Origin of the sequence: Carbonatibacter coralli (assembly GCF_039592655.1) — a bacterium.
GTDB lineage: Bacteria > Pseudomonadota > Alphaproteobacteria > Kiloniellales > Kiloniellaceae > Carbonatibacter > Carbonatibacter coralli.
In genome coordinates this window covers 1126936-1152743 of the sequence record NZ_JBBUTJ010000001.1, presented here as the reverse complement: position 1 = coordinate 1152743, position 25808 = coordinate 1126936, and the positions used below count along the sequence as shown (strand labels likewise).

General features: G+C 52.9%; 25 protein-coding genes. 14 read left to right on the top strand and 11 right to left on the bottom strand.

The annotated features are described in order from the left end of the window. Positions 1-15: 15 nt before the first annotated feature. Together AAAH10_RS05360 and AAAH10_RS05355 are read left to right on the top strand one after the other, a co-directional pair. Positions 16-849: a ParA family protein gene (locus AAAH10_RS05360; RefSeq protein ID WP_343561280.1), complete on the top strand. Its 834-nt coding sequence runs from the start codon at positions 16-18 to the stop codon at positions 847-849. Positions 850-937: 88 nt separating this feature from the next. Continuing rightward, on the top strand, positions 938-1840 hold the full coding sequence (locus AAAH10_RS05355; protein ID WP_343561278.1) for a ParB/RepB/Spo0J family partition protein: 903 nt from the start codon (positions 938-940) through the stop codon (positions 1838-1840). A 50-nt stretch (positions 1841-1890) separates the two neighbouring features. Here the strand turns inward: AAAH10_RS05355 and holA are convergent, their stop codons facing one another. From holA to AAAH10_RS05330, 5 genes are all read right to left on the bottom strand, one after another. Then, on the bottom strand, positions 1891-2898 hold the full coding sequence (gene holA, locus AAAH10_RS05350) for a DNA polymerase III subunit delta (protein WP_343561276.1): 1008 nt from the start codon (positions 2896-2898) through the stop codon (positions 1891-1893). Positions 2899-2954: 56 nt separating this feature from the next. Further along, the gene (locus AAAH10_RS05345; RefSeq protein ID WP_343561274.1) at positions 2955-3530 is read right to left on the bottom strand and encodes a hypothetical protein; all 576 of its coding nucleotides are present in this window, start codon (positions 3528-3530) and stop codon (positions 2955-2957) included. A gap of 33 nt (positions 3531-3563) precedes the next feature. Beyond that, the gene (gene leuS / locus AAAH10_RS05340; protein WP_343561272.1) at positions 3564-6149 is read right to left on the bottom strand and encodes a leucine--tRNA ligase; all 2586 of its coding nucleotides are present in this window, start codon (positions 6147-6149) and stop codon (positions 3564-3566) included. A gap of 161 nt (positions 6150-6310) precedes the next feature. Continuing rightward, positions 6311-6835 carry a DUF3576 domain-containing protein gene (locus tag AAAH10_RS05335; protein ID WP_343561270.1) on the bottom strand — a complete coding sequence of 175 codons (525 nt, stop codon included), beginning with the start codon at positions 6833-6835 and terminating at the stop codon, positions 6311-6313. Between the two features lie 138 nt (positions 6836-6973). Continuing rightward, on the bottom strand, positions 6974-8011 hold the full coding sequence (locus AAAH10_RS05330) for a porin (protein WP_343561268.1): 1038 nt from the start codon (positions 8009-8011) through the stop codon (positions 6974-6976). A 303-nt stretch (positions 8012-8314) separates the two neighbouring features. Here AAAH10_RS05330 and AAAH10_RS05325 point away from each other — a divergent pair, with 303 nt between their 5' ends. Beyond that, the gene (locus tag AAAH10_RS05325) at positions 8315-9157 is read left to right on the top strand and encodes a sulfotransferase domain-containing protein (protein ID WP_343561266.1); all 843 of its coding nucleotides are present in this window, start codon (positions 8315-8317) and stop codon (positions 9155-9157) included. An 86-nt stretch (positions 9158-9243) separates the two neighbouring features. Here the strand turns inward: AAAH10_RS05325 and AAAH10_RS05320 are convergent, their stop codons facing one another. Then, positions 9244-10326 (bottom strand): porin, encoded by a 1083-nt coding sequence (locus tag AAAH10_RS05320; protein ID WP_343561264.1) that lies wholly within the window; start codon positions 10324-10326, stop codon positions 9244-9246. A 332-nt stretch (positions 10327-10658) separates the two neighbouring features. Here AAAH10_RS05320 and AAAH10_RS05315 point away from each other — a divergent pair, with 332 nt between their 5' ends. Continuing rightward, positions 10659-11501 carry a sulfotransferase domain-containing protein gene (locus AAAH10_RS05315; protein WP_343561262.1) on the top strand — a complete coding sequence of 281 codons (843 nt, stop codon included), beginning with the start codon at positions 10659-10661 and terminating at the stop codon, positions 11499-11501. Positions 11502-11539: 38 nt separating this feature from the next. After that, entirely contained in the window at positions 11540-12202 is a 663-nt protein-coding gene (locus AAAH10_RS05310; RefSeq protein WP_343561260.1) for a YggS family pyridoxal phosphate-dependent enzyme, read from the top strand. 13 nt (positions 12203-12215) lie between these two features. Here the strand turns inward: AAAH10_RS05310 and AAAH10_RS05305 are convergent, their stop codons facing one another. The 3 genes from AAAH10_RS05305 to AAAH10_RS05295 all read right to left on the bottom strand — a co-directional run bounded on the left by AAAH10_RS05305 (position 12216) and on the right by AAAH10_RS05295 (position 14936). Next, complete coding sequence (locus AAAH10_RS05305) at positions 12216-12680, bottom strand: pyridoxamine 5'-phosphate oxidase family protein (RefSeq protein WP_343561258.1); 465 nt, start codon at positions 12678-12680, stop codon at positions 12216-12218. A gap of 99 nt (positions 12681-12779) precedes the next feature. Continuing rightward, a complete protein-coding gene (gene mltA / locus AAAH10_RS05300) occupies positions 12780-14018 on the bottom strand; it encodes a murein transglycosylase A (protein WP_343561256.1) in 1239 nt (412 codons plus the stop codon). A gap of 108 nt (positions 14019-14126) precedes the next feature. Then, positions 14127-14936 (bottom strand): Tim44/TimA family putative adaptor protein, encoded by an 810-nt coding sequence (locus tag AAAH10_RS05295; RefSeq protein WP_343561254.1) that lies wholly within the window; start codon positions 14934-14936, stop codon positions 14127-14129. Between the two features lie 343 nt (positions 14937-15279). Between AAAH10_RS05295 and AAAH10_RS05290 the strand changes: the two genes are divergently transcribed. The 4 genes from AAAH10_RS05290 to AAAH10_RS05275 all read left to right on the top strand — a co-directional run bounded on the left by AAAH10_RS05290 (position 15280) and on the right by AAAH10_RS05275 (position 18205). Further along, entirely contained in the window at positions 15280-15840 is a 561-nt protein-coding gene (locus tag AAAH10_RS05290; protein ID WP_343561252.1) for an FxsA family protein, read from the top strand. Between the two features lie 97 nt (positions 15841-15937). Further along, complete coding sequence (locus tag AAAH10_RS05285; RefSeq protein WP_343561250.1) at positions 15938-16516, top strand: histidine phosphatase family protein; 579 nt, start codon at positions 15938-15940, stop codon at positions 16514-16516. Between the two features lie 114 nt (positions 16517-16630). Continuing rightward, positions 16631-17137, top strand: coding sequence for a protein-export chaperone SecB (secB, locus tag AAAH10_RS05280; protein WP_343561248.1), 507 nt, complete (start codon positions 16631-16633; stop codon positions 17135-17137). Positions 17138-17242: 105 nt separating this feature from the next. After that, positions 17243-18205: a Rossmann-fold NAD(P)-binding domain-containing protein gene (locus tag AAAH10_RS05275; protein WP_343561246.1), complete on the top strand. Its 963-nt coding sequence runs from the start codon at positions 17243-17245 to the stop codon at positions 18203-18205. On the opposite strand, the gene AAAH10_RS05270 is transcribed toward AAAH10_RS05275, so the two are convergent. Next, positions 18202-18921, bottom strand: a complete 720-nt coding sequence (locus AAAH10_RS05270) for a hypothetical protein (protein ID WP_343561244.1) — start codon at positions 18919-18921, stop codon at positions 18202-18204. The genes AAAH10_RS05275 and AAAH10_RS05270 overlap by 4 nt on opposite strands. 233 nt (positions 18922-19154) lie before the next feature. Here AAAH10_RS05270 and AAAH10_RS05265 point away from each other — a divergent pair, with 233 nt between their 5' ends. From AAAH10_RS05265 to AAAH10_RS05255, 3 genes are all read left to right on the top strand, one after another. After that, on the top strand, positions 19155-20171 hold the full coding sequence (locus tag AAAH10_RS05265) for a 2-hydroxyacid dehydrogenase (protein WP_343561242.1): 1017 nt from the start codon (positions 19155-19157) through the stop codon (positions 20169-20171). Positions 20172-20404: 233 nt separating this feature from the next. Continuing rightward, positions 20405-20845 carry a hypothetical protein gene (locus tag AAAH10_RS05260; RefSeq protein ID WP_343561240.1) on the top strand — a complete coding sequence of 147 codons (441 nt, stop codon included), beginning with the start codon at positions 20405-20407 and terminating at the stop codon, positions 20843-20845. Between the two features lie 33 nt (positions 20846-20878). Next, entirely contained in the window at positions 20879-22072 is a 1194-nt protein-coding gene (locus tag AAAH10_RS05255; RefSeq protein ID WP_343561237.1) for a methyl-accepting chemotaxis protein, read from the top strand. Positions 22073-22087: 15 nt separating this feature from the next. On the opposite strand, the gene AAAH10_RS05250 is transcribed toward AAAH10_RS05255, so the two are convergent. Further along, positions 22088-23359 (bottom strand): UbiH/UbiF/VisC/COQ6 family ubiquinone biosynthesis hydroxylase, encoded by a 1272-nt coding sequence (locus tag AAAH10_RS05250; protein ID WP_343561235.1) that lies wholly within the window; start codon positions 23357-23359, stop codon positions 22088-22090. A 311-nt stretch (positions 23360-23670) separates the two neighbouring features. Here AAAH10_RS05250 and trpB point away from each other — a divergent pair, with 311 nt between their 5' ends. Together trpB and trpA are read left to right on the top strand one after the other, a co-directional pair. Next, positions 23671-24882 (top strand): tryptophan synthase subunit beta, encoded by a 1212-nt coding sequence (gene trpB, locus AAAH10_RS05245; protein WP_343561233.1) that lies wholly within the window; start codon positions 23671-23673, stop codon positions 24880-24882. A gap of 2 nt (positions 24883-24884) precedes the next feature. Beyond that, entirely contained in the window at positions 24885-25709 is an 825-nt protein-coding gene (gene trpA, locus AAAH10_RS05240; protein ID WP_343561231.1) for a tryptophan synthase subunit alpha, read from the top strand. Positions 25710-25808 lie beyond the last annotated feature (99 nt).

Below are 25808 nucleotides of genomic sequence, written 5' to 3'. Positions count from 1 at the left end.
CCAAGGATAACGACTGTGTCGCAGACAAACCGTTCTTCCAAATCTTCTTCCCACACCAAAAAAGCCAAAGTCTGGGCTGTCGCAAATCAGAAGGGCGGTGTTGGCAAAACAACAACGGCCGTCAATCTTGCAACGGCTCTGGCAGCCTGTAAAAAGAAGGTTCTGGTGATTGATCTTGATCCCCAGGGCAATGCCTCAACAGGTCTTGGTGTTGACAGCAATGATCGATCCCGCAGTATCTATCAGGTTCTGGTTGGGGGAATCGAGATCGAGGACACCATTCTCAAAACGGATGTCCCCAGAATGCGGGTGATCGGTTCCGGAGTTGAATTGTCCGGTGCCGAGCTCGAACTGGTTGATGCTCCTCAGAGGGAGTTCCGATTGTCTCGTGCTCTGGAACCGGTTCTGGGAGACTTTGACTATATCCTGATCGACTGCCCACCGGCCTTGGGACTTTTAACCTTGAATGCCTTTGTCGCAGCTGATTCCGTTCTGGTTCCCCTGCAGGCAGAGTTCTATGCGCTGGAAGGTTTGAGTCACTTGCTGAGAACCATTGATCGCGTGAAGAGGGGACTGAATTCCCGCCTGGATATTCAGGGAATTATTCTCACCATGTTTGATCGCAGAAACAATCTTTGCGAAATGGTGGCTTCCGACGTGAGGGAGTTCCTCGGGGACAAGGTATACAAAACCATGATTCCGCGAAACGTTAAGGTTTCCGAAGCGCCGTCTCACGGAAAGCCGGTTTTGCTTTACGATGTAAACTGCGCTGGCTCCAAGGCCTATATCAAGCTTGCCGGTGAAATCATTCGCCAGGAACAGGATCTGGCCAAAGAAACAGCTGCCTGAGCAGTGTTTTCATTAATAAATTGATTTAAAAGCTCTTTTCCAATTGTGTTACCAGGGAAGAGAGCCATAAAAGCGGAGAAACACCGTGGTGGAAAAGAAGAAGAATCTCGGCAAGGGCCTCGCTGCACTCTTTGGTGACGAGAACGAGGACTATGCATCCCTGGACAAGGTGAGAACGACCAAAAATGTTCCGCTGGACGAGATTTTCCCCAACGAGAAACAGCCACGCCGGATTTTTGAGGAAGAAGCCCTTGAGGCTTTGACAAGCTCCATCCGTGAATCCGGGCTTCTCCAGCCCCTGGTTGTTCGCCGTCATCCTGAACGCCCATCCGACTATGAAATTGTCGCAGGGGAACGCCGCTGGAGAGCTTCACAGCGTGCAGGACTGCGTGACGTTCCTGTTGTTATCCGGGAATTTTCGGACGAAGAAGTCCTGCAGGTTGCCATTGTTGAAAATGTTCAACGGCAGGATCTGACAGCCATTGAAGAAGCTGTCAGCTATCGGCGACTGATGGATGAGTTTGGTCATACGCAGGATGAAGTGGCCAAGGTTATCGGCAAGAGTCGAAGCCATATTGCAAACATGCTGCGTTTGCTGAATCTTCCGGAAGAGGTTCAGCATGAAGTGAACGAGGGCCGTTTGTCCATGGGGCACGCCCGGGCTCTGGTAACGGCAGAGGACCCAACTGAAATCATGTCCCAGGTCATCGGCAAGGGCCTTTCTGTGCGTGAAACGGAAAAGCTTGTAAAGGCCTGGGGAAAAGCGCAGAACGCGAACACAGACGCCGGAAACAAGATCAAAAAAGCGGCCCCGGGAATTACAGTTTCCGGAAACAAGGATCAGGACACTCTGTCTCTGGAAAAGGACCTTTCTTCAATGCTGGGATTGCAGGTGAACATTGATTTTGAAGGCAAGGGCGGTGTTCTAAGCATCAAGTATGATTCTCTTGAGCAGCTGGATGATCTCCTGCATCGTCTGAATCAGCAATAAGGCCGGACACGGAAGGTAAAAAGAGCGGGGAAAACCCCGCTCTTTTTGTGTCAGCGTTTCGCACCGCGCCTTAATGGAGACCTCGACGTAATTTCCATGAGTGTGCGCGCGCAGATGACGTCTGCCGGCGAACCTGTCTTCTTGCATTCCTCTTCAGCCTTGAGCAGATGGGACAAGGCAAAATCAAGCAGGCGGGGTGTCCAGACCTGGGCCTGCTGTTTGAAGTGGTTCGCCTCTTTCCAGAAGAGAGGAGGCCGCAGGGAGCCGACAGCCTGATCCATGGGTTTGCCATTGGAAACCAGACCGGATACGAAATGAAGTCGCTGAAAGTAACGGGCGACAGTCCTCAATACAGGGATGGGGTTCTGTCCGTCCTGCCAGGCTTTGTTCAGATTGGTTTCGAGAGACTTGAAATTTCCTTCAGCGACAGCTCTGGAAAGATTGTCCAGTGTCAGCAGGGAACTGTCCCCGATGCAGGCTGTGGCGTCTTCCAGTGTTATGGTTGGTTTCTCAGAGCCACCGGGTGAGCCTTTGTAGAGGCAAAGCTTCAGCAATTCTCGTCGCGTTTGCTGTCGATCACCACCAAGACTGCCAACGAGATAGGCGAGAGCGTCACGATCCAGAAAAAAACCTTCTGATTCAATGATTTGAGAAATGACATTTGGCAGCGATCGTTCATCATCCCGATAACAGGGAACTGCTGCAGCCTGTTTTTCGTTTTCCAGAAGTTTTCTCAGTTTCGAGCGTCCGGGGAGATCTCCTCCTTCAAGAACGACGAAAGCATCCTGATCTGATGATGTCCCGGTTTTCAGGAAATCCTGCATGACATCGTTTATCATATCGCCAGCGGAACGAATCCGGATGACACGACGTCCTCCCATCATGGAGACAGCCTGCACTTCGTCGGACAACAGGGCCGGATCCTTTTTGATGGCGTCTGCTTCCAGATCGGCAACAAGGAAGGGGTCCTTGAGATCATCCACAACAGAAGCCATGAGTGCCTGAACACGTTCCTGAACGAGTCCTTCGTCTGGACCATAGACGAGGACAGCTCTCATCCCCTTGTCCGGTGATCTGCAGAAGTTGTCAGCTTTTCCGGCGGGGATTTTCATAATCAGTTCTGCCGGGAGAAGAAGATACCCAGTTTCAGGCGAATGTCATCGGCAATGACAGACAGGTTTCTGCTTCTGGCTGTTTCTTCCGATACCAGGGTCGAGTATTCGTTTGTAAAGGAATCAAACGAGTTGGTTGAACGGGATTCATTTATGAAAACGCTCTTGCCTGCTGCCAGATCAATCAGATTGTAAGTGGCGACGATTTGCTGGTTGGATCGTGAGGATGTACCATCAGAACGCGTCGAGACTGAACTTTCGCTTTCGGTCACGTCAACCTGAAGGAGATAGCGGGGGGAGGAAGGCTGTCCGTAAGGATTGATCCTGTCCCTGAGGAAGTTGTGCAGAATTTGCCCTTCACGGCCGCTTAACGGGGCAATCTGAACTGTCTGGAAATCACCCACAACAGTTTGTTCCTGCCCGCTCTGCTTTTGATAGAGCGGCCTGAAGCCGCATCCGGACAGCATGAGGACAGTGACCAGAAGGGCATGGAACCTTTTGTTCCAAATCAGAGCGCAGGAGGCCTTCACGGACTTCAGAAGAATTTCTGTTCCTGTGAAAAATAAATTTGCTTTCATAAAAGGCCTCCAGCCTTGTTTGAGGTTTGTCTACTAGACCACAATATTCACAATTCTGTTTTTCACCAGAATGAATTTGCGAATGTCCTTGCCATCCATGGCCCGTTGCACATTTGGTTCAGCCAGAGCGGCAGTTTTAATTGCGTTTTCATCCGCATTGGCTGCAACAGTAATGTTTGCACGAAGCTTGCCGTTTACCTGGACCGGGAGGGTCAGGCTGTCGTCGACCAGCAGGGATTCGTCAGCTTCCGGCCAGGATGTATCGACCAGAAGTGTTGTGTTGCCGAGCTGTTGCCAGAGTTCTTCTGTGATATGAGGCATCATCGGGCCACAGAGCCTGACCAGGATTTCCAGGGACTCACGCAAGGCCCACTGATCGGCGTCCGACTGCGGCTTGAACTGGGAAACAGAATTCGTGAGCTCGTAGATTTTGGCCACTGCCGCATTGAAGCGGAAGCTTTCGACATTCTCTGTCATGCCGGCAATGGATTTGTGAAGGGTACGACGCAGCGCTGTAGCGGCCTCAGAGAACTCAGCAGGCGCAGAAGCCTCTTTTGCTGGCAAGGCCTCCAGAGAGGTCTGTACAAGCCTCCAGAGGCGCTGTGTGAAGCGCCAGGCCCCTTCGATACCGGACTCTGTCCATTCGAGGTCACGATCGGGTGGACTGTCAGAGAGCATGAAGAAGCGGGCTGTATCAGAACCATAGGCCTGAAGAATGTCGGCGGGATCGATTGTGTTCTTCTTTGACTTGGACATCTTGATGGATGGCCCGACCTTGACAGGTGAACCGCCATCAATGGTGATGTATCCGTCCTGACCGTCAATTTTTTCAATCTGGTCCGGGGAAAGCCATTTGCCTTGTGAATCCTGATAGGTTTCGTGGCAGATCATACCCTGTGTGAAGAGGCCCCTGAAGGGTTCATCCACACTCAGCAGGCCGATTTTTTTCATGGCACGCGTATAGAAGCGTGCATAGAGCAGGTGCAGAACGGCGTGTTCGATACCACCGATATATTGATCAACCGGAAGCCAGTAATCGACATCCTCGCGTTCGAACGGCTGATCGGAACGAGGAGAACAGTAGCGTGCAAAATACCAGGAGGATTCCATAAAGGTATCGAAGGTATCGGTTTCCCTGCGCGCCGGTTTGCCACAGGATGGGCACTCGACATTTTTCCATGTCGGATGATGATCCAGCGGGTTCCCGGGCTTGTCGAAGGTGACATCTTCGGGCAGTTCTACAGGAAGCTGTTCGTCCGGAACGGGAACCGCTCCGCAGGATTCACAGTGGATGACCGGAATAGGGCAACCCCAGTAACGCTGACGGGATACACCCCAGTCACGCAGGCGGAACTGGACTGTACCCTTGCCTTGTCCCAGTTCTTCCAGCTTTTCGATGGCCTTGCGTTTCCCCGCATCGACATCCAGTCCGTCAAGGAAGCGGGAATTGAACAGTGTACCATCGCCGGTAAAAGCTTCGTTTTCGATTGTGAAGCTTTCTGCTTCTTCACCGGCGGGAAGAACCACCGGAATGACGTTCAGATCATACTTGCGGGCAAAGTCCAGATCCCGCTGGTCCCCGGACGGGCAGCCAAAGATCGCGCCAGTGCCGTAATCCATCAGGACAAAGTTGGCGACATAGACGGGCAGCTCAATGGTTTCATCAAAGGGGTGTGTAACCTTGAGTCCTGTATTGAAGCCCAGTTTTTCAGCTTTCTCGATGGCCTCCTCACTGGTTCCCATCTTGTTGCATTCAGCAATAAAATCCTGAAGCTCCGGATTGCTTGCACTGAGTGCATCGGTCAGCGGGTGGTTGGCTGCAATCGCGCAGAAGGAGGCACCGAAAAGTGTATCCGGCCGTGTCGTATAAACCTCGAGGGTATCGTGACCGGCAGGGCGATGGTCTTCGTCCCTGATCTTGAAGAAAACCCGTGCACCTTCGGAACGACCAATCCAGTTGTTCTGCATGGTGCGGACCTTTTCAGGCCAGCGCTCAAGAGTTTTCAGGCCATCCAGAAGGTCATCGGCAAAGTCTGTGATCTTGAGGAACCATTGACTCAGCTTGCGTTTTTCCACATCAGCGCCGGAACGCCAGCCTTTTCCGTCAACAACCTGTTCATTGGCCAGGACGGTGTTGTCCACAGGGTCCCAGTTGACCCAGGATTCCTTGCGCTCAACCAGTCCGGCCTTCAGGAATTCCAGGAACATCTTCTGTTCATGACGGTAATACTGTGGGTGGCAGGTTGCGACTTCACGAGACCAGTCGATGGACAGGCCCATGGATTTCAGCTGGTCGCGCATGATGGCAATGTTTTCGTAAGTCCATTTGCCCGGATGAACGCCGCGCTCGATTGCTGCATTTTCTGCAGGCAGGCCAAAGGCATCCCAGCCCATCGGGTGAATGACATTGAAGCCTCTTGCCCTTTTGTAACGGGCAATCACATCACCAATCGTATAGTTGCGAACATGGCCCATATGGATACGCCCGGAAGGGTAGGGGAACATTTCCAGGACGTAGTATTTGGGTTTGCTTTTATCGGTTTGGGTGGCGAAAACATCACGCTCTGACCAGAGGGATTGCCATTTGACTTCGGTTTCTTTGGCGTTGTAGCGGCTCATGGGCACAAACAGACTTTCTTTTGCGTAAATGTCCTGCAGTTTCGGCTGGCAGAAAGGCAAAGGGAAACAAATGATTCAGACGTTTTTATAGAACACCCGCGCTCAGGGGAAAAGGCCTGACGCGGGTGTTTGTCGTCAAAAAATGGTCAGCAGGAAACCGGTTATTCGGTGGCACCGGCAATCCGGATTTCACGGGCGCGTGTCAGAATGGCATCTTCCAGCTCGGATGCTGTTTCATCAGACACGCGGGCGTCAACCCATCCGGCCTGCGTCAGACGTTGGCGGAAGACTGCAGCACGCACACCATCGGAACGCAGATCACGTCCCAGAATAAAGATATTGACCTTGAAGCGCTCACGGGGATTGTCCGGTTCGCTGTACCAGTCTGTGATGATAACGCCACCGAAAGGATCTGCAGAATTGAGGGGCATAAAGGAAAGTGTGTCGAGTGAAGCGCGCCACAGGAAGGCGTTGACACCAATACCTGCACCGCTGCCCTGGTTTTTCTCTTCCGGACCACCGAAAATGAAGTTGCCCTCTTCACCGGAACCGAGCAGAGAGCCGCCTGTGCGCTCCAGCCGTTCATCGGTATCGTCTTTCCAGGCGTCCGGAGTTCCTCTGTCCGGGGTGCAGGCTGTGACCATAAGGGTCAACAATGAAAGAAGAAAAAGAGGTTTCAAAGACATTTTTCGCTTCAGTTCCAGTTTGATGAAAAGCTTTGCCTACATGCCTAGTGCATTTTCATCAAAATCGCAAAAGAAAAACCGATGCCAGTTTCCCGGCATCGGTCTTTCAATCAGATGACAGTATCTGTCGTCAGCGAATTAGAAGCTAACTTGGATACCAGCAACAACAGTGTTGAACTCACGGTCGTCGGAGTTGTCAACTTCGTTCTCGCCGTATGTGCCGCCCAGGGAAGCAGTCAGGCCAGGTGCGATGTTGTAAGAAACACCAGCAGTAACAGCTGTCAGCTCTTCGTCGGAGTTCGCTGCATCAGCATCGAATTCAGAGTACAGAGCACCACCAGCAACAGTCCAAGCACCAGCAGAGTAAGAAACACCGAAGTTTACAGTGTCTGTTTCACCAGTGTTGTCGTTGTCGATGTGAGCACCAGCCAGACCAACAGTGAAACCAGCAACAGAAACTTCAACACCAGCTTGAACGCCAGTTTGGTCGTCGTCTTCGTTGATTTCTTCGTGGTTAGCAGTGATCGCAGCAGTCAGACCGAAACCGTCGAAGTCGCCAGAGTAGTTCAGGCCAACTTCGAAGTGATCTTCGCCACCAGCAGAATCAGCAACTGAGTTACCAGTGTTGGATTCTGGAGCGTAGGAGATACCAGCTGTGAAACCGGAGAAGGATGGTGTCAGGTAAGTGATTTTTGTGTCATCACTGGAGTCATCCAGGTTAGCAGCTGTACGTGTGCTACGGTTCGTGGAGACACCATCAGCGTTGAAAGTACCGCCAGTGGAGTTGTTCAGCATACCGTATGTGAAACCGGATGTACCAACAACGTCGAGCTGGTCAGCAGCACCGTCGTTGTCACCCAGTTCTACACGACCCCAGTCGCCGGACAGGAAGATGTAGTTTTCATCAACGTTGTCTGTAGCGTTCTGGTCAGCTTCCAGCTCGATTTTGAAACCGTAAGTCAGGCCGTTGTCAGCAGTGTCTTCGAATTTCAGGTGGATTTCAGAGTTTGTGTTGAAATCCTGGATGTCGGACTCAGCATCAGCGCCGGACTCTTCGTAGGAAGAAGAAGCGAAGAAGTGTGTGAAGGCATTCCATGTAACTTCACCAGCTGCTGCAGGTGCAGTGACTGCAACAGAAGCAACGAGAGCAGAGCTCGCGAGCAGAACTTTTTTCATTGTTTATCTCCAAAGAGGTCTTAGTTGGGCTTTGTGCCCGTAATCAACGTGAGGATTTGTACCATCACAGGATTTTGAGGTGCAAGGGCTGTGATATAAAAACTGTGCTTTTTGAGCCTCAGTGTGGTTTTTGTGTCACACTTTTGCCGGCAAACACCTGTTTTTTTAAGCTTTTGATAAGAAAGACTCGGTTTTTCAGCCTCTGACTGGAGGGTTAAAAGACATTTGGTTTGAAGCGCAAAGGGGCTGTTGCTACAAACCCTGTACGCAATCATCTTTCATGAATCCGTCTGGAGTAACCGCATGCCTGGTATCCTGTGGCTCGCATCCTATCCGAAATCCGGGAACACCTGGATGCGTATTTTTCTGGCCAATCTCATTTTGAACCCCGATGAGCCTCTGGATATCAACACGGTGGGTGAAGTCTGCACATCGGAAGCGAACCCGATCTGGTTCGAAGCTGTTCTGAAAAGGAATGGTGATGACCGGAAGACCGATGATCTGAGCAATGAAGAGATTCTGGATATTCGTCTGGAAGCCCAGGAGTATCTGGCCCGAAGCAACAAGGTTATTGTGCCGACAAAGACACACAACTACTTCGGTGAGGATGACGGCAAGCCCCTGTTCAATATGAATGTGACCAAGGCGGCCATTTATATTGTACGTGATCCGCGTGATGTTGCCGTTTCGGCACAGCACCATTTCGGTCTTGATCTGGATGGGTCCATCAACCTGATGGCTGACGAGAGTGCCAGAAGCAAACCGGAAAACGGAATGGCCTATGAGCTTTATTCGTCCTGGTCAAACCATGTTGAGTCCTGGACGCGTCACAAACATCCCGGAATTATTGTCCTGCGCTATGAGGACATGATTGCTGATCCCTTCAAGATTTTCATTCCCCTGGCGAAGAAGCTGGGTATCACACAGGACGAAAAACGCATCCGCAAAGCTGTCGAGTTTTCGTCCTTCAAGGTTTTGCAGGATCTGGAGAAGAAGAAGGGTTTTGTGGAGCAGTCCCAGCACAACAGTCAGTTCTTCAGGTCAGGCAAGAGCGGCGACTGGCGCGACAAGCTGAATGAAAAACAGCGCTATCGCATCGAAAAGGCGCACAAGGTTCAGATGAAGCGCTTCGGGTATCTGAAATAAAGTGTGGCAAAAATCATGAAAAGGCCTCCTGACTGTCAGGAGGCCTTTTCTTTGGGATAACGCCCTGTTCAGGCGTCATGGCCGAATTAGAAGCTGACCTGGACACCTGTTGTGACAGACAGAAGGTCTTCGTCAGGCTGGTTGCCATCTTCTTCAAGCGTACCGGCTGTACCGGCAACGAAAGCTTGCAGACCTGGAGCGATATTGTAGGTCAGGCCTGCAGTTGCTGCTGTGAACTCTTCATCAACCGCAATACCGTCGTCGAAGTCACTCTCGGAATAGAGACCGCCGACGTTTGCTGTGAAGGCACCAAAGCTGTAGGACACAGCCGCAGCATAGGTCAGAACATCACCAACATTGTCGACATCGTTGTTGGAAACGTTTGCAGAGAAGGTAAAGCCTGCCACACCGACTTCAGCACCGAGGCTCAGGCCAACATAGGTTTCGTCCTGAACTGTACCGTCATTGACAGTTGCTGTGACGGCAGAGAAACCAACAGCAAGATCAGCGCTGTCGAAGCTGTGGTCGTAACCCAGGCCAAGCGCAAAGAGATCCTCGAAATCGCCATCGTCAGAAAGATCCTGACCCTGGCTGTCGTTCGGCACGTAGGAAACACCTGCAGAGAAACCACCGAATGATGGAGTGAAGTAGGAGATCTTTGTGTCGTCAGAGCTGTCGATTGCCAGTTCTGTGCTGGTGCGAACACCGATGCTGGCAACAGTGTTGTCACCCAGCAGGGACAGGAAGTCTTCATCCGGTGCCGCGCCTGTTGCGTTGTTCAGCTGGCCGAATGTGAAGCCGGATGTGCCGTTGATGTCGAAGTCTTCGGATGCCGCATCATCGTCACCCAGTTCAATCTTGCCGAAATCACCAGAAACGAAAATGTAGTTTTCATCAACGTTGTTGTTGTTGCCCTGATCTGTTTCCAGTTCGATTTTGAAACCGTAAGTCAGGCCGTTGTCTGCAGTCGTTTGATAGTTCAGATGGATTTCAGAGTTGGTGGAAAAATCACCAAGGCTGTCATCGTTGCTGCCGCCATCGACATTCGCCTGGGTGGCGAAGAAGCGTGTGAATGCATTCCAGGTCAGGCCGTCTTCAGCAGCCATTGCCGGTGCGGTCATTGCAAATGTAGCTGCCAGAGCAGAGCTCGTGAGAAGAACTTTTTTCATTGTGTCCTCGGTATCTACTAATAGGTAGTTATGTTTGACGAGTTATCTCCACCAGAGCTGTTGAAATTCTATCGGTCGTAAACAGATATTAAGTCAACAATGCCAGGGAAGTGAAAGGCTTGCTTGGTTGAGACGAGCTTGATATGAGCATTGCTATATTCGTTCTTCAACCTTTTAATTGGTAGGTAGTGATATTTTGGCAATTGCCGTTGCAAAAATATCACATTTTCAATCACATACCTGTGATGAAGATACGACCTGCCTTTTCGGTTCAACAGAACAGTATGATCTGATCTTGCACCTTTCGTGACCCAATTTGTGGAGAAACGCCTATGCCCGGGATCCTTTGGTTGGCATCCTATCCGAAGTCGGGAAACACCTGGATGAGAGCTTTTCTGGCCAACCTGATCGCAGACCGTGACGAGCCTCTGGATCTCAATCGCATCGGTGAGCTTTGCACCAGTGAGGCGAATGGCATCTGGGGCAATGGCTATCTGAAAAAGGCAGGGGACAACCGCAAGGTCAGCGATCTGACGAACGATGAAATTCTGGAGCTGAGACTCCGGTTCCAGGCGCATATGGTGGCGAGCAACCGCATGATTGTTCCGGCCAAGACCCACAATTTCATGGGTGCCCACAACGGGAAACCCCTGTTCAACATGGATGTGACCCAGGCGGCAATCTACATTCTGCGCGATCCACGTGATGTGGCACTGTCCTTCCAGCATCATCTTGGCAAGTCTCTGGACTACACCATTGACTATATGGCGTCGGATAAGGCCAGGAGCGAAGCGGCTCCAGGCATGATCTACGAGTTCTATTCCTCCTGGTCCAATCATGTTGAATCCTGGACACGCAACAGGCATCCGAAGATTATTGTTCTGCGGTACGAGGACATGGTTGCCGATCCCTTTGGTGTCTTCGTTCCCCTTGCGAAAAAGCTGGGAATCACCAAAGATGAAGGCAGAATCAAAAAAGCCATTGAGTTTTCCTCTTTCAAGGTTTTACAAAAGCTCGAAAGAGAGACAGGTTTTGTTGAGCAGTCAGAACACAACACCCAGTTTTTCCGTTCTGGCAAGAAAGGGGACTGGGAAGGGAAACTGACTGAGACTCAACAACAGAAAATTGAACAGAATCATGGGAAAATCATGAAACAGTTCAAATACCTGGGCTAATTCATTCCTGCCGGACTGCTGAAAGGCTTTACAAGAAGATGATCGCGGAAAACTTGAAACAGATTCTTCAAACGATTGAAGAGGCCCGCTCTGATGCCCTGATGGCCAGAGATCAGGTAACCCTGATTGCCGTCAGCAAAACAAAGCCGGTTGAAGCGGTCGAGGAAGCATTGCAGGCCGGACAACGTGTTTTTGGCGAAAACAGGGTTCAGGAAGCACAATCGAAGTTTCCTGCTCTGAAAGAGGCCTTTCCAGATCTTGAATTGCATCTGATCGGCCCCCTGCAAAGCAACAAGACGAAAGAAGCGGTCGCTCTTTTTGATGTGATCCATTCTGTGGACCGGCCAAAACTGGTCAGTGCCCTGGCGGCCGAGATGGATAAACAGCAGCGGTTTCCGCGTTGCCTGATTCAGGTGAACACAGGCGAAGAGGAACAAAAGGCCGGAGTTCTGCCGAAGGATCTGCCTGCGTTGCTGGCTCTTTGTGCAGAGTCAGGACTCGGAATTGAAGGCCTGATGTGTATTCCTCCGGTTGACGAGGAGCCTTCGCTTCATTTCTCTTTCCTCTACAAGCTGGCGCAGGACAACGGTATCGAGAAGCTTTCCATGGGAATGAGCGGCGACTACGAACTGGCTGTCCGTTTTGGTGCAGACTATGTGCGTGTGGGGTCCAGCATCTTCGGCGCGCGGGATTACACCTGATTCAGACCGGGAATTACAGAGGCCTGACCCCATAGGTTTCATAACCTTCTGCACGGACTGTTTCCTCTTCCCTTTTCTCCGGGGAGAGGTGATAGCTTGGTGCCATGAGGGGCTTGATGGACGTTGGGTGAACCTCGATCACATCCCTGATTTGGAGATAGCCTGGTTCCAGCAGTTTTAACAGGGGCGGGACCAGCCTCTCATAGCCTTCGCTTCCCTTTTCATGGATTTTGGCTTCTCCGTAGATCTTGCAACCCTTCTGAACGAAAATGTCGATCATGGAGACACAGACCTTTCGATTTTGCCGGATGTTTGCCCTGGAATGAGGGGAGGCAATGTTGGCAATCAACAGGCTTTCCGTCCCGTTTGCACAGAAAATCTGTTTGGGTGAAACACTGGCCTGTCCCTTGGAATCCGCTGTTGCAAGCCAGCAGAGCACGGATGTTTCGATGGAGGAAAGGGCAAGATCATTTAGCATGGCTTTGTTCCGTTATCTACCTGTCTGAAAACAGGATTGTGCGCCAGGACGGATTGCTCCAGTGCCACTTCGGCTTTTGTGACAGAGCCAGTTGACCTGTTACTGCCCGGCTGAGACCGTTTTGGGCAACAGGAGGAAATAGCGCCCCTTCTGTTTCATACCGCCGGCCAGGGCGAGGGCGGCCTCACCGGAACCCCAGTAGAAATCACCACGCACAGCGCCTTTGATGGCACTGCCTGTATCCTGCGCGACCATCAGGCGCTGGAGTGGAGAGAAGGCCCGCTCACCGGCTCCGGCAGGGAAGGTTGTGTCCAGCCAGAGTGGTGCACCAAGCGGAATGAAGGAAGGATCGACAGCCAGGGAACGCTCGGCTGTCAGGGGAACAGAGTAAGCCCCAATGGGACCGTCGCCCTCGATCTCGCGGAAAAAGATAAAGCGTTTGTTGCGTTGCATCAGCATTTGGGCATCGTCCGGATTGGCGCGAAGCCAGTTCCGGATCGATTGCATGGAGGCTTCCTCGCGACTGACCCAGCCCTCGTCAATCAGGGCGCGTCCGATGGCATAGAAGGGAAGCCCGTTGCTGCCGGCAAAACCGACACGTGTCTTGCTGCCATCCGGCAATTCAACCTGACCGGAGCCCTGGATGTGAAGGAAGAAAACATCAACGGGATCGTTGGACCAGATAATCGGTTTCGCAGTCTTTTGAATGGCGCCTTCATCAATGGCCTTGCGGTCAAAGTAGGGTTTGAACCTGTTCTGGTCGAAGCGGCCGATAAAGGATTTGCCCTTCAGGTCGCTGTCAAAATCTTCCAGTTTGACACGGACCAGGTCATCGGGAACCGGATAGAGCGGATAGCGATAGGATGAATCCTTTTGATAGGAGCCTTTCAGGGAGGCTTCGAAATAGCCTGTGAAAAGTCCTTCTGTCTGACCGCCATAGGTGACCGAGTAGGGTGTGAAGTGCTCGACCATCCAGCTTCTGAGGGCTGTTTCATCGTTCTCCGGGAGTGTTTTGAAGCTTTCACAGGCCGGATGCCAGTCTGCAACCTGACCCCCGTAGGGACTTCTGCTGCTGAAAGCTGCGTCTGCCGGACGTTTCAGAATTCTCTCACAGCTTCTTGTCAGAGCCGGAGCAGCTGTAAGCAGGGAGTCATGGGCAAAGCCGGGCAGCGCGTTAAAGGCGATTTCTTCAAGAACCACCTTTTGTTCCGGTTCCGGAGCAGAAGGCTTGTCCGGTTGCGGCTCGGAGGGTGTTGAACAGGCTGAAAGCGCAAGTCCGCCAGCAACAAGGGAAGGGAGGGTGAATTTGCGGACAAGGTTGGAAAGAGTGGGAGTCATGGGGAGCCTGATCAGGAAAAAACGGGTAAGCAGATAGAACAATGCCCCTCGGATCAGGCAAAAATATGACCTGATCCGAAGGGCTCTGTCTGTTCAGGGAAGCTGGACCTAGTTCGGCGTGCGGGTTTCAACCAGCTCCCAGTTCGGGTTGTTGCTGCGAACGTCCCGGGCAAAGGTCCAGATATCGGCAATCCGGCTGACTGTGTTGGGGTCGCCGTCAACAACATTGTCTCCACTGTCCCGTGTCACATTCACCTGTTCGGAAACAAAGGACACGCTGACCAGTGCAGTGCTGCCCTGCAGTTCGGCTTCGACCAGTTCTGCATCAAGAATGCCGACCAGCACGGTCTCATGAGTCTGGTTTGCCTTTTCACGTGCATCAATCGCGACATTGAAATTGTTGAAAACCTCTGCGCTCAGAAGATTTTTCAATGTGGTTCTGTCCCCGGCTGCAAAGGCCATGAGTGTCATGTCAAAGGCAGTGGTTGCACCCTGCAGGAACTCCTCGCTGTTAAAGCTTCTGTCTTTTGTCTGGATGGAAGCCAGCCCCCGGGCCAGCGGGGACTCGACATCAAGAGGCTGTTTTCTGGGCTTTCCGTGGTGCAGGGAGGTGAGTTCCGGCTTGTAACTTTCCGGTCTGGCCGCAGGCTTTTCATCCCGTTGCTCGGCAAGGGAGATAACCTTGTTTTGATCACTCTCTGCCGGAGGCTGTTTGGGATCGTGGAAGGAAAAGTCTGTCTTGCCCTGTTTGGCTTTCAGTTTTTCCTCTTCCCGCTTTCGCCTTGCTGTCATGAAGTCATCCTGCTGGCTGTCGTCTTCATAGCCAGTCTTGCTGCCAAGTGTGGAGCGCAGGCGTATGACCAGAAAGACAGCAACGGCTGCCCAAAACAGGATCTCAATAAAAGCTAAATTACCCATGGTTTAGTCGATTCTGCTCGGTTTCAAGTCTGATCTGACAGGCATTGGGGGCCTGAACAATGATCGTTCCAACGGTTCAAGAAAGACACTGGCTGTTTTCGGGTTTAAGAGCAAGCCTTTCAAAATCGGCTTGAAAAGCCTTTATGATACCTCATCTCATAGACAAGCCTATCACGGGAAACTTTCTGAAACCTTTAAAAGACATGGTTTGTCTGTTTTGTCGCCGCTAGAATGGTTAAAAATCCTATCCGGATGATCTGCAGGATTTTTCCGGATATCCTATTCTACAGATAGGAACTTCAGCCTTAGAGAACAAGACTTAAAGCGAGTGAAAGCCTGATTCATGGGATTGATTCTCCTACTGCTTTTTATTGGCGTCCCCTTGATCGAGATTATGATCTTTATCGAGGTTGGTGAAATTATCGGGGGCTGGAACACGCTGGCCTTTGTGATTCTGACGGCGGTGATCGGAACAATCATGATCCGTTCCCAGGGCCTGATGACTCTTGCACGCATTCAGACAGAGCTTGATGCCGGGCAGTTGCCTGCGCGGGAAATCTTCAATGGTCTGTGTATTCTGGTTGCAGGTGTCTTGATGCTCACGCCGGGTTTTATGACCGACACGATCGGTTTCCTGCTTCTCCTGCCGCCCTTCAGATCCCTGATTCAGGGTGGGCTGCTCAATGTCATGAAAAAGCATGGACATGTCCGGTTTTCCACATCCGGTCCGGGTATGCGCGGTTTCGGTTCCGGACAGAATGCCGGGGACAGGGGGGACGAATTCCATCAGGGCAGAGCAGGTGATTCCGAAAATCCGTGGAAACAGAAACAAAGCTCCGGCGATGTGATTGATGGAGAATTCGAGGATTTGACGGATCGTCATGATCAAAGGAAGATCGACTGATCGCTTTGTCCTGTTTGTTTCGTATCAATAGCTGTTTCGACGACCAAACTTCCGAGGTTTCTCTCCCTTGATCCATCAATCCAGACGCCTTTTCCTGATGAGGCACGGTCAAACTGTCTTCAATCTCGAAATGAAGGAACGGGGCACTGATCCCGGTGTGCCTGACCCCGGTTTGACCGAACTGGGAAGACAGCAGGCGCTGGATGCAGCCAGAAAGATGGAACAGTCGGATGAACTGCCGGTTGCCATTCTGACCTCACCCTACAGACGCACGCTGGAAACAGCGGAGATTGTTGCCAGTGTCATTGACAGGCCGATAGTGATTGAACCCCTGATCCGCGAGCATGTCTATTTCAGCTGTGACCAGGGCACCCATCGATCCGAACTCCAGAAGTTCTGGCCACAGCATGATTTCAGTCTGTTGCCTGAAGTCTGGTGGTCGCATGATGATGAGAGCCATGACATTGTGACTGCTCGTGCGATGGCTTTTCACGACAAGGCCAGAAAGCTGGTCAAGGAGGATGAGCCCTGGCTGGTGGTCAGCCACTGGGCTTTTTTGCTCAGCCTGACGGGATACAAGTTCCTGAATGGGGAGTATGTCGCAATGGACCCGGATCATCTGGATCCGCAGAGCGTCATTCCCCCGGAATTGCCGGTCAAGCAGAAGCTTTCCTGAAAGACCCCGGAGCCAATCGTTGTTTCGGCCTTGCTGCTGTGTTAAGGCTTTTTCCAGCAAAGAAGCCCGCGTTGAAATCCGGGCTTGTGGATACAGAAAAACCGGGAGCCCCCAATGGCTGAAGAAGACAAGAAACAACAGCAACCGCTTGTGATCAACTTGCAGTATATCAAGGATCTTTCCTTCGAAAATCCGAATGCTCCGCTGATCTTCCCGACCATGCAGGGCAAGTCTCCCCAGCTGAATGTTGAAGTCGATGTTGCTGTAACTGCGCTTGCAGAACAGTCCTTTGAGGTTTCAACAAAGTTTCAGGCTTCCACCAAGGTTGAAGACAAAACCGCTTTTATGATGGAACTGGACTATGCAGGTGTTGTCACGCTTGCAGAAGGCCTTGAAGACCAGCTGAAAGAACTGCTGCTCTTTGTGGAAGCACCGCGTTATCTCTTCCCGGCTGCCCGCAATATTCTTTCTGACATCTCCCGCGACGGCGGTTTCCCTCCACTGATCCTGAATCCGGTTGATTTCCACCAGATTTATGTACAGCGCAAGCAGCAACAGGCGGCTGCAGCTGCCGAGGAATCCATGGCTTCCGAGGAAAAGTCCGAAGAAGCTGCAAACTGATTTCCTGAACAGTTTTCCGGAAATGAAAAGGGAAGGGCTGTTCAGGCCTTTCCCTTTTTTCTTTGAACAGGAAACAGGATTGTCCTGATTAACCAGAGGAAAACCATGTATCTGATCGCATCTGCACAAGGCCCCGTATCGCAGCGTTTGACAGAAGCCCTCCTGTCGGAAGGGCAACCTCTCCGCCTGTTGAGCTTCTCGAGCGAAACCACATCGCGCTGGTCCGCGCTGAGGGCGGATGTGCAATCCGGCGATCTGGAGGATTCAACTGTCTGGGAACAGGCGCTGGAGGCTGTACAGGCCGTTGTTCTGGTTTCCTCGCCCTTTGACCACGAGCAGGGTTTTGCCGGTCGCGATGACGCTTTCTTTCCCGCCTTTACAGAGGGCTATGATCGTCAGTTCGGGCACCTTCCGGCAGATGAGCAGCCGTCGGTTATCCTGCTTTCATCTCTCTGGGCCGGTGTTCAGGGGCAGGAGGGCGAACCGGAAGACTGGTCCGATCAACTCTGTCAGGCTGAGATCCTGCTTCGGAACAGTTGCCCGAACCTGGTTGTGTTACGCTCTGCATTGCTGGTTGAGAGCTGGAAGACCGCCCTGCCCATGGCCAAGGATCACTCGATACTGCCCGGTTTCCTTCCTCTGGAGCTTGCTGCTCCCTGGGTCAGTATCCGGGATGTTGCCGAACTGCTGGGTGAGGCGCTGCTTCAAAGGGAAAAGGGGCAGCATGTGGTTCATCTCCACGGGGGAGAATCAAAGAACGCAGAAGATCTCTGTGCTGCTTTGGGGGATGTGATGACCAAGCGGATGATGCCGATTGTCGTTCCGCAAAGTGATCACAGTTCCGTTTTGCAGCAGCAGGGGCATGATTCGCGGAGTGCTGCGCTCTGGACAGGGTTTTACAGGAAGGTTATGGCCTGCCCCGAACCCCTGCCTGAAGAGGGTGTTTTGCCGGTGGAAGCGAAAACGGCCCTTCCGGATGCCCTTTTTGAACTCTTCAAGGCCTATCGTTCCGAACAGAACCGCAAAAAGGATCCGGGACGCGAACTCTATGACCCGGACATGGTCTAGTCGCTGGCTTTTCCGTTTGCGTCAAAGCTGTAAACAGCCGGGTTAAGCGATGTGATCAGTTCAAAGGTTCCGGCCCAGTTTTCAGGGCAGCTGCGGTCTGTTTTCTCCTGACAGATCCAGCCCTGTCTGATGATACCGAAAGCTTCCTTGAGACGCTGTGCAGAAACAGGGTCCGGTTTCTGTCCCAGTTCGAACCCGGGAACCCTGAAGGCGCGCTGGATGATGTAGGTCGCGTTTCGGCCGATTGTTACCCTGAAGAGAGAGATCTCGCCCGTTGATCCGGACAGGTCCTGTGCACAGTAAATCAGGCGAAAACCGGTCCAGTAGCCGTTGACCTGATCGTTCAGGGCATCGGTTGCAGCCATGGCAGAGCAGTTTTTCTTATAGGCGGCGGCAATGCGATCCAGTGCTTTTTCGGGTCGTTTGCTGTCCTGGAGGGACTCATCTCCCTGTCCGGGGAAAATCTGCAGAATGATCATGTCCTGCCAGTTTTCAGCCTGCTGATTTTTCGGGATCCATTCGCCGTAGTAGCGTTCTGACTGCTTTTGCCGGGGCAGAATGTGCCAGTCCCCGGGGATGAACGCCATGTAGAATTCGCGCTCGCCTCCATGGGCAACGGCTCCGCTTTCCTGTGCCTGGACAAATCCGGAGGAAACAAGGAGCAGCCCTGTTGAGAGCACAAGGGATTTCAGCTTTACGGCGAGATGTTTGATCATGGGATTGGGCAGGACCTGTCCGGTTTGTCTTGTCAGGAGAAGACAAGCGCATTTCTGTCTGCAAGGCAAGCTCTGCGTTATCATCAGAGCCTTGCTGTCTATCGATAAAATCTATGACCGGGCGGCTTCAGTGAATGAATTGTTTGTCACTCTTCATTTTCGTTAAATCCCGTGACAACAAAGATGCGCTATAAACGTCTTCTGATACGAACGGAACAGAACAGGGAAATCCCATGAAAATCATCAGAACCAATTGTGAACTGCAGATGCCTCTGGTGGATCAGACCCTGCGTGATGCAGGTCATGAGCTGGTTTTGCTGCCTGATGATGTGAGCGAGGACGAACTGGTTGATCAGTGCCGGGACGCGGGGTTGCTGCTCATGTGCTACACCGCAATTACCGGCAGGGTTCTTGCCGAAGCAAAACAGTTGCAGGGTATTGTGAAGTACGGCGTTGGTATTGATGCCATTGACATTGAAGCTGCAAAAAGACATGGCGTTCCTGTCGTCAACATTCCCGAATATGCCGAGGAAACGGTCGCGGAGGGCGCCTTTGCCCTGACCATTGCGCTGGCCAAGAAGCTCCAGCCGCTGGGGCGGGCGATGAATCAGGATGGCTGGGTCTGGCCTGAAGCCGGCTGGATGGGGCACGATCTTGCCGGGAAAACCTTTGGACTTGTTGGTGTTGGCAAGATTGGCCGGAGCATGGCGCGTATGGCTGGTGCAGGATTCAGGGCAAAGGTTCTGGGTTACAGCCCCAGCCTGACAGAGGAGGAAGCCTGCGCTCTGGGGATGGAAAGATGTGATGATCTGCATGCAATGCTGTCCAGAAGCGATTTTGTCTCTGTTCATTGCGTCCTGAATGATTCAACAAGGGGGCTGATTGGAAAGGCCGAGTTTGAGGTCATGAAGGACGGAGCCTTTCTGACAAATGTATCGCGTGGAGCCATTGTGGATGAAGAGGCCATGCTCCAGGCTCTCAAAAGTGGCAAGCTGGGGGGAGCAGCCCTTGACGTTTTTTCACAGGAGCCCTTGAGGAAAGAGGGGCATTTCCTGTCCGAACTCTTTGAAATGCCGAATGTTATCCTGTCTCCCCATTTGACCTTCTATACCCGCGAGGCTATGGAACGGCTGGAGAAGGAAACCCTTGAACGCTGCTTCGAGCTGATCGAGGGCAGGGATGTTGTTGTTAAATCGAAAGATCCCCGGCTGACGTCCCAGACAAGGGGGGTGAGATTTGAGCACCCCTGAAGCCGAACGGAGCAGATTGTCAGATTTTATGGCAGAAGCGATTTTGCAATTCCTTTTATATACCAGAAGAGCTATTCAGGTTTGTGAAATCCATCAGGCCCTGTGTTGTCGTTCATCTGCCTTCCTTTTCGGAAAATTAGTAAAAGCTTGATGAAAACAGCATAGTCTGGACAAAACGGGTCCCTGATGCGGGCCCGTTCCAGAGACACTCTGCCGGAGACAGGTTAAAGGACATGCTGTTTGCTGATCATATCATCAGGGCCCTGATCAGGCGTGCGCTCATTGTGGCTGTTATCGCCGGTACAGCGCTGACCATCATCAACCAGTGGGAAGCGCTGACAGGTGCAGCTGCCTTTTCCTGGTGGAAGCTGGTGCTAACCTATTGCGTGCCTTTTACGGTTTCGTCTGTTTCCAGCTACATGACAGCGCGTCCCGGGCAGTCTGGTTCGCAAGAAGCCTCCAGCCGTTCCGGGCTGATTGTCAAAAGGGCCCTGATTGTTGCGGTGGTTGCCGGGACCATCCTGACCTTCATCAATCAGTGGGATGCCCTTTTCGGGAACGCTAACCTTTCTGTTACGAAGTTTCTGCTAACCTACTGCGTACCATTTACGGTGTCTTCTGTTTCCAGTTTTCTCACGGGCAGGTCCGAAAAGCAGAACCAAAAAGGCGTTTAAAAGAATCAGGCAAGTCACTTGGCGGGGGTTTTGATGACAGCTACACCATCCATGAAACCGCAAAGCGGGGTCCAGTCGGCCGGAGGTATTTCTTCTGCGACGAAAAGGGCGCTGTTTGTTGCGTTGATAGCGGGCAGCCTTCTGAGTCTGATCAATCAGTGGGATGTTGTTACCGGTTCGGCAGATCTGTCCTGGTGGAAGCTGGGTTTGACCTTTTTCGTGCCCTTTTCTGTTTCCCTTTTGTCGAGTTACCGGACTGGAAAAGGCCCGGTTGGGCAGGAGGTGCCACCTGTTTCAACGCGGTCGGAGCCTGTCGTGGCATCAGGGGGTTCGCAAGGGAGCAGAGAAAGCGGGGAAGCTGCTGTTTCTGACAGCCTAGAACTGTCGCGCGACAATGCGGGCAGGCTTGAAAAGGCGCTGGATTTTGCCCGGGGTGTTGCCAGCCAGATTCATACCAATGCGAGCAATGTCAATGCGGCCTCGCGGGAGAGGACAGTTTTTATTGGTGGTCTGATCGATCAGACCGACAGCTATGTCAGCACCAGTGAGGACTGTTTGAACAATCTGCGTCAGGAAGTCGAAGGCATGTCCTCGGCACAGCAGGCCGTTCACAACTTTTCCCGGTCTTTTCAGGCGATTGCGAATGACATGAGCGACAGTCGGGAGAAGACGGAGACCATTGGCGGGGAGCTTGAGCGTTTCAGTGAACACTTTGGCTCAATCAAGGGTATTGCGGATGATATCGTTTCGATTTCAAAACAGACCAACCTGCTGGCCCTGAACGCAACCATTGAAGCGCAGCGTGCCGGTGAGGCCGGGCGCGGTTTTGCTGTTGTTGCCGGGGAAGTGAAGGATCTGGCTCTGAAAGCCTCGACAGCAGCGGGAGGCATCACAGAGCTTCTTGATCAGCTGTCTTCCATCCTTGTTGCTCTCAAACGGGAAATCGAGGAGCAGAGTTCAGGTCTCTCCGAGGTTCAAAGTCGCACGAGCGGAGAGAAAACCCGCACAGAGGATTGTGTGCGCGAAGTTGAAAACAGGGTGTCATCCCTGCACGCGACCCTCCAGCAGTTTGAGACCAACATGGACATTCTGACCGGCCTGCGTTCCGGGATTGTCGAGATTCAGCAAAACACGGAACAGGCCGTGGTGGGATCCCAGAAGAATATCGATGCATCCCGGTCGATTGTGGACTCTCTGGAAGAAGGTCGGGTTCTGCTTGGCTCGTAACAGAGAGGAAGCCCCCTAGAGGGCTTCGCCTTTCATCAGGCGTGGCAGATCGCCGACAATGCCCATGGCATGTTTCATGAAGAACTTCTTCAGAGGCGGGATTCTGTTCACTGTGGCCAGGCCAAGATCCCTCGCAATGCGAACGGGGGGAATATCGTTCGAGAACAGCTTCACCAGACCATCCATGGCGGACAGCAGGACAACATTGTCAAAGCGGCGCCAGCGGGCATAGCCTTCCAGCACATGCGGGGCGCCGACGTCCTGCCCTGCTCTTTTGGCATCAACGATGACTTCGGCCAGAGCAGCCACATCGCGAAGGCCCAGATTCAAACCCTGACCGGCAATAGGGTGCATGCCGTGGGCTGAATCGCCAACCAGAGCCAGACGCTGGTCGGTGTAGCGGTCGGCATGCAGGGAGGAAAGCGGGTAGTTCCAGCGCAAGTCCCCGATGGAGAAATCCCCGAGGCTGTGACCAAAGCGGCGATGGAGTTCCTGAACGAAGTCTTCCTTGCTCATGGCCATGTAGTGGGAAACCAGCGCACGTTTTTCTGACCAGACAAGGGACGAACGGTGTGTTCCGTCTTCAGCATCCGGCAGGGGGAGGAGTGCAAAGGGTCCGGATGGCAGGAAATGCTCAAAGGCGACCCCGTTGTGAGGACGGCTGTGCATGACCGTTGTGACAATGCCATCCTGCTGGTAGTCACGTCCTGTGACGCGGATACCGGCCTGCTTGCGAACAAAGGAGTTCCGTCCGTCCGCTCCGACAACGAGCTTTGCCCTGACCACCTTGCCGCTTTCAAGTCTGGCTGTGACGCTATCCTCGTTCCGGTCCAGTGTTGCAACGCTGTCCGGGGCGAGATGGAAGAGGCCTTCCAGTTCGGCGGCACGGGCGTGTGTTGAAAGGCGAATGGCCCTGTTTTCAACAATCCATCCCATCGGATCTCCACCGACTTCCTTGTGATCGTAGGACATGGAAAGCGGCGAAGCGCCATGGTCAATCTGTCCATCCGTGATTTCAATGTGGAGGATGGGCTGAGCGGCCCATTCCATGCCTTTCCAGAGTCCCACTTGGTCAAAAACGCGCTGTGAACCCAGTGCGATGGCGGAAGAGCGTCCGTCAAAGGGTGCTGCCTTTTGTGTCTCGGGCTGCTCGCGATCCACCACAGCAGCGCTGACACCGGCCGAGGCCAGTGCTGTGGCAAGGGAGAGCCCGACGAGACCGCCACCCACAACGAGAACATCGCAGGACAGGGGCTGATCGGATGGGGAGTTTGTTTTCGCAGGCATGGTTTGATCGTTTCTTATCTGTCGGCAGAGCCAGTTAAACCCTGATGTCAACGTCTGCAGGAGAAGGCGTTGCAGTCCTGTTTGTCTACTGTCTTAAAGCGGCTGTGGATCAACAGCAAGAGGCCAGATTGCCGCGTAAATAATCAGGTGGGGAGCATATCAGGCTGTTCCGGTCATGAATAGGTGGCAGAGACCTTGCAGCCTCGCATTTTTTGGGGCAAAGTCCGCCAACATGATATTCAAAATACGCCCGATCCGGTGTTGCCCTGCCCATTCACTGGCAGTGGTCAGATTGAGGGATACAGATCTCGATGGACAAACTCAATTCCTATCGCAATGGACCTGACGAGAACGGCATGTTCGGTATTTTTGGCGGACGCTATGTCGCTGAAACCCTGATGCCTTTGATTCTGGATGTGGAAAAGGCCTATGACGAGGCCAAAAACGACCCGGAATATCAGCGTCTGTTCGATTACTATGCCACCCACTATGTCGGTCGCCCCAGCCCGCTGTATTTTGCCGAGCGGCTGAGCGAAGAGCTGGGCGGCGCAAAGGTTTACTTCAAGCGCGATGAGTTGAATCACACCGGTTCGCACAAGGCAAATAATGTTCTGGGACAGATCCTGCTCGCCAAGCGTATGGGCAAGACCCGGATTATTGCCGAAACAGGCGCGGGTCAGCATGGTGTGGCAACCGCGACGTTCTGTGCCCTGTTTAACCTTCCCTGTGTGATCTACATGGGGGCAACCGACATTGCCCGCCAGGCACCGAACGTGTTCCGGATGAAGTTGCTGGGTGCAGAGGTCAAGGGTGTCGAGACAGGGACAGGAACCCTGAAGGACGCCATGAACGACGCACTGCGCGACTGGGTCGCCAATGTCGAGGAGACCTTCTATATCATTGGCACGGCCGCCGGACCGCATCCCTATCCCATGATGGTGCGTGATTTCCAGTCGATCATTGGGCGCGAAGCGCGTCAGCAGATGCTGGACATGACCGGGAATCTGCCGGATCACGTGGTGGCCTGTATCGGCGGCGGCTCCAATGCGATTGGGTTGTTCCACCCCTTCCTGGATGATGAAAGCGTCACCATCACGGGTGTTGAGGCGGCTGGTCACGGTGTTGATACGGAAGCCCATGCCGCTTCTCTGACAGGCGGGAAGCCGGGTGTTCTGCATGGAAACAGGACCTATCTCCTGCAGAACGAGGACGGTCAGATTCAGGATGCGCATTCCATCTCTGCGGGTCTCGACTATCCGGGGATCGGGCCGGAACATGCATGGCTGCGGGATGTCGGCCGCGTGAACTATGTTTCTTCCAGGGATGATGAAGCACTGGAGGCATTCCAGTATCTGTCCCGTGTCGAAGGGATCATTCCGGCGCTGGAGCCTGCACACGCGCTGGCCTATGTGCGCAAGCTTGCTCCGACACTGTCCGGTGACCAGACCGTTTTGATGAATCTCTGTGGCCGTGGTGACAAAGATATCTTCACCGTAGCCGAAGCACTGGGAGTGGAGATCTGATCATGGCACAGACACGACTTGAAAAACGTTTTGCAGACCTGAAAGCCGAAGGTCGCGGTGGTCTGGTGACCTTTACAACTGCTGGCGATCCTGACCCGCAGACTGCACAGGCCATTCTGGATGGCCTGCCTGCAGCAGGTGCCGATGTGATTGAACTGGGGATGCCCTTTTCCGATCCCATGGCAGACGGTCCCGCCATCCAGCTGGCCTCTCGCCGGGCTCTGAACAGCGGGATGACCCTGCGCAAGACGCTGGAAATGGTCCGGACTTTCCGTTTGAAAGACCAGGACACGCCGATCATCCTCATGGGCTATTTCAATCCGATCTACATTTACGGTGTCGGGGCTTTCCTGAAGGATGCGAAGGAAGCGGGTGTCGATGGCTTTATCGTTGTCGATCTGCCGCCCGAACACGATGATGAATTCTGTATTCCGGCTCTGGATGCCGGGCTGCACTTTATCCGTCTGACGACACCGACAACTGATTCAGCGCGTATTGGCAAGGTTCTGGAGAATACATCCGGTTTTGTGTACTACGTTTCCATTCTGGGGATCACGGGCACAGGTGCTGCCAGTGAAGCGGAGTTGCAGAAGGCCATTGATCACCTGAAATCCCACACCGATCTGCCTGTTGCTGTTGGCTTTGGTATCCGTACGCCTGACCATGCTGCGCGGGTCTCCCGGGCGGCAGATGCTGCGGTTGTCGGTTCTGCGATCATTGACCGTCTGGCTGCACAGCTTGATGACAATGGCAAGGCGAAGCCGGGTCTGGCGCAGGATGTTCTCGAATTTGTCGGAACACTTGCACAAGCTGTCCGTACGCAATAAATTCAGAAAATCTTTGCCGCAGGGTGTACTATCGGTTACAGGTACAGCCAGCGAATATTCGACAGATTGTGATCAAGACCTATACAAGGCAAATAACGG

Coding starts and splice junctions, on each gene's coding strand:
- AAAH10_RS05345 (WP_343561274.1), bottom strand. CDS start 3,530: ATGAAAGCAAATTTATTTTTCACAGGAACAGAAATTCTTCTGAAGTCC.
- AAAH10_RS05305 (WP_343561258.1), bottom strand. CDS start 12,680: ATGCTAAATGATCTTGCCCTTTCCTCCATCGAAACATCCGTGCTCTGC.
- AAAH10_RS05315 (WP_343561262.1), top strand. CDS start 10,659: ATGCCCGGGATCCTTTGGTTGGCATCCTATCCGAAGTCGGGAAACACC.
- leuS (WP_343561272.1), bottom strand. CDS start 6,149: ATGAGCCGCTACAACGCCAAAGAAACCGAAGTCAAATGGCAATCCCTC.
- trpB (WP_343561233.1), top strand. CDS start 23,671: ATGGACAAACTCAATTCCTATCGCAATGGACCTGACGAGAACGGCATG.
- AAAH10_RS05325 (WP_343561266.1), top strand. CDS start 8,315: ATGCCTGGTATCCTGTGGCTCGCATCCTATCCGAAATCCGGGAACACC.
- AAAH10_RS05320 (WP_343561264.1), bottom strand. CDS start 10,326: ATGAAAAAAGTTCTTCTCACGAGCTCTGCTCTGGCAGCTACATTTGCA.
- AAAH10_RS05310 (WP_343561260.1), top strand. CDS start 11,540: ATGATCGCGGAAAACTTGAAACAGATTCTTCAAACGATTGAAGAGGCC.
- AAAH10_RS05260 (WP_343561240.1), top strand. CDS start 20,405: ATGCTGTTTGCTGATCATATCATCAGGGCCCTGATCAGGCGTGCGCTC.
- trpA (WP_343561231.1), top strand. CDS start 24,885: ATGGCACAGACACGACTTGAAAAACGTTTTGCAGACCTGAAAGCCGAA.
- AAAH10_RS05265 (WP_343561242.1), top strand. CDS start 19,155: ATGAAAATCATCAGAACCAATTGTGAACTGCAGATGCCTCTGGTGGAT.
- holA (WP_343561276.1), bottom strand. CDS start 2,898: ATGAGAGCTGTCCTCGTCTATGGTCCAGACGAAGGACTCGTTCAGGAA.
- AAAH10_RS05275 (WP_343561246.1), top strand. CDS start 17,243: ATGTATCTGATCGCATCTGCACAAGGCCCCGTATCGCAGCGTTTGACA.
- AAAH10_RS05270 (WP_343561244.1), bottom strand. CDS start 18,921: ATGATCAAACATCTCGCCGTAAAGCTGAAATCCCTTGTGCTCTCAACA.
- AAAH10_RS05295 (WP_343561254.1), bottom strand. CDS start 14,936: ATGGGTAATTTAGCTTTTATTGAGATCCTGTTTTGGGCAGCCGTTGCT.
- secB (WP_343561248.1), top strand. CDS start 16,631: ATGGCTGAAGAAGACAAGAAACAACAGCAACCGCTTGTGATCAACTTG.
- mltA (WP_343561256.1), bottom strand. CDS start 14,018: ATGACTCCCACTCTTTCCAACCTTGTCCGCAAATTCACCCTCCCTTCC.
- AAAH10_RS05255 (WP_343561237.1), top strand. CDS start 20,879: ATGACAGCTACACCATCCATGAAACCGCAAAGCGGGGTCCAGTCGGCC.
- AAAH10_RS05290 (WP_343561252.1), top strand. CDS start 15,280: ATGGGATTGATTCTCCTACTGCTTTTTATTGGCGTCCCCTTGATCGAG.
- AAAH10_RS05250 (WP_343561235.1), bottom strand. CDS start 23,359: ATGCCTGCGAAAACAAACTCCCCATCCGATCAGCCCCTGTCCTGCGAT.
- AAAH10_RS05330 (WP_343561268.1), bottom strand. CDS start 8,011: ATGAAAAAAGTTCTGCTCGCGAGCTCTGCTCTCGTTGCTTCTGTTGCA.
- AAAH10_RS05335 (WP_343561270.1), bottom strand. CDS start 6,835: ATGTCTTTGAAACCTCTTTTTCTTCTTTCATTGTTGACCCTTATGGTC.
- AAAH10_RS05285 (WP_343561250.1), top strand. CDS start 15,938: ATGAGGCACGGTCAAACTGTCTTCAATCTCGAAATGAAGGAACGGGGC.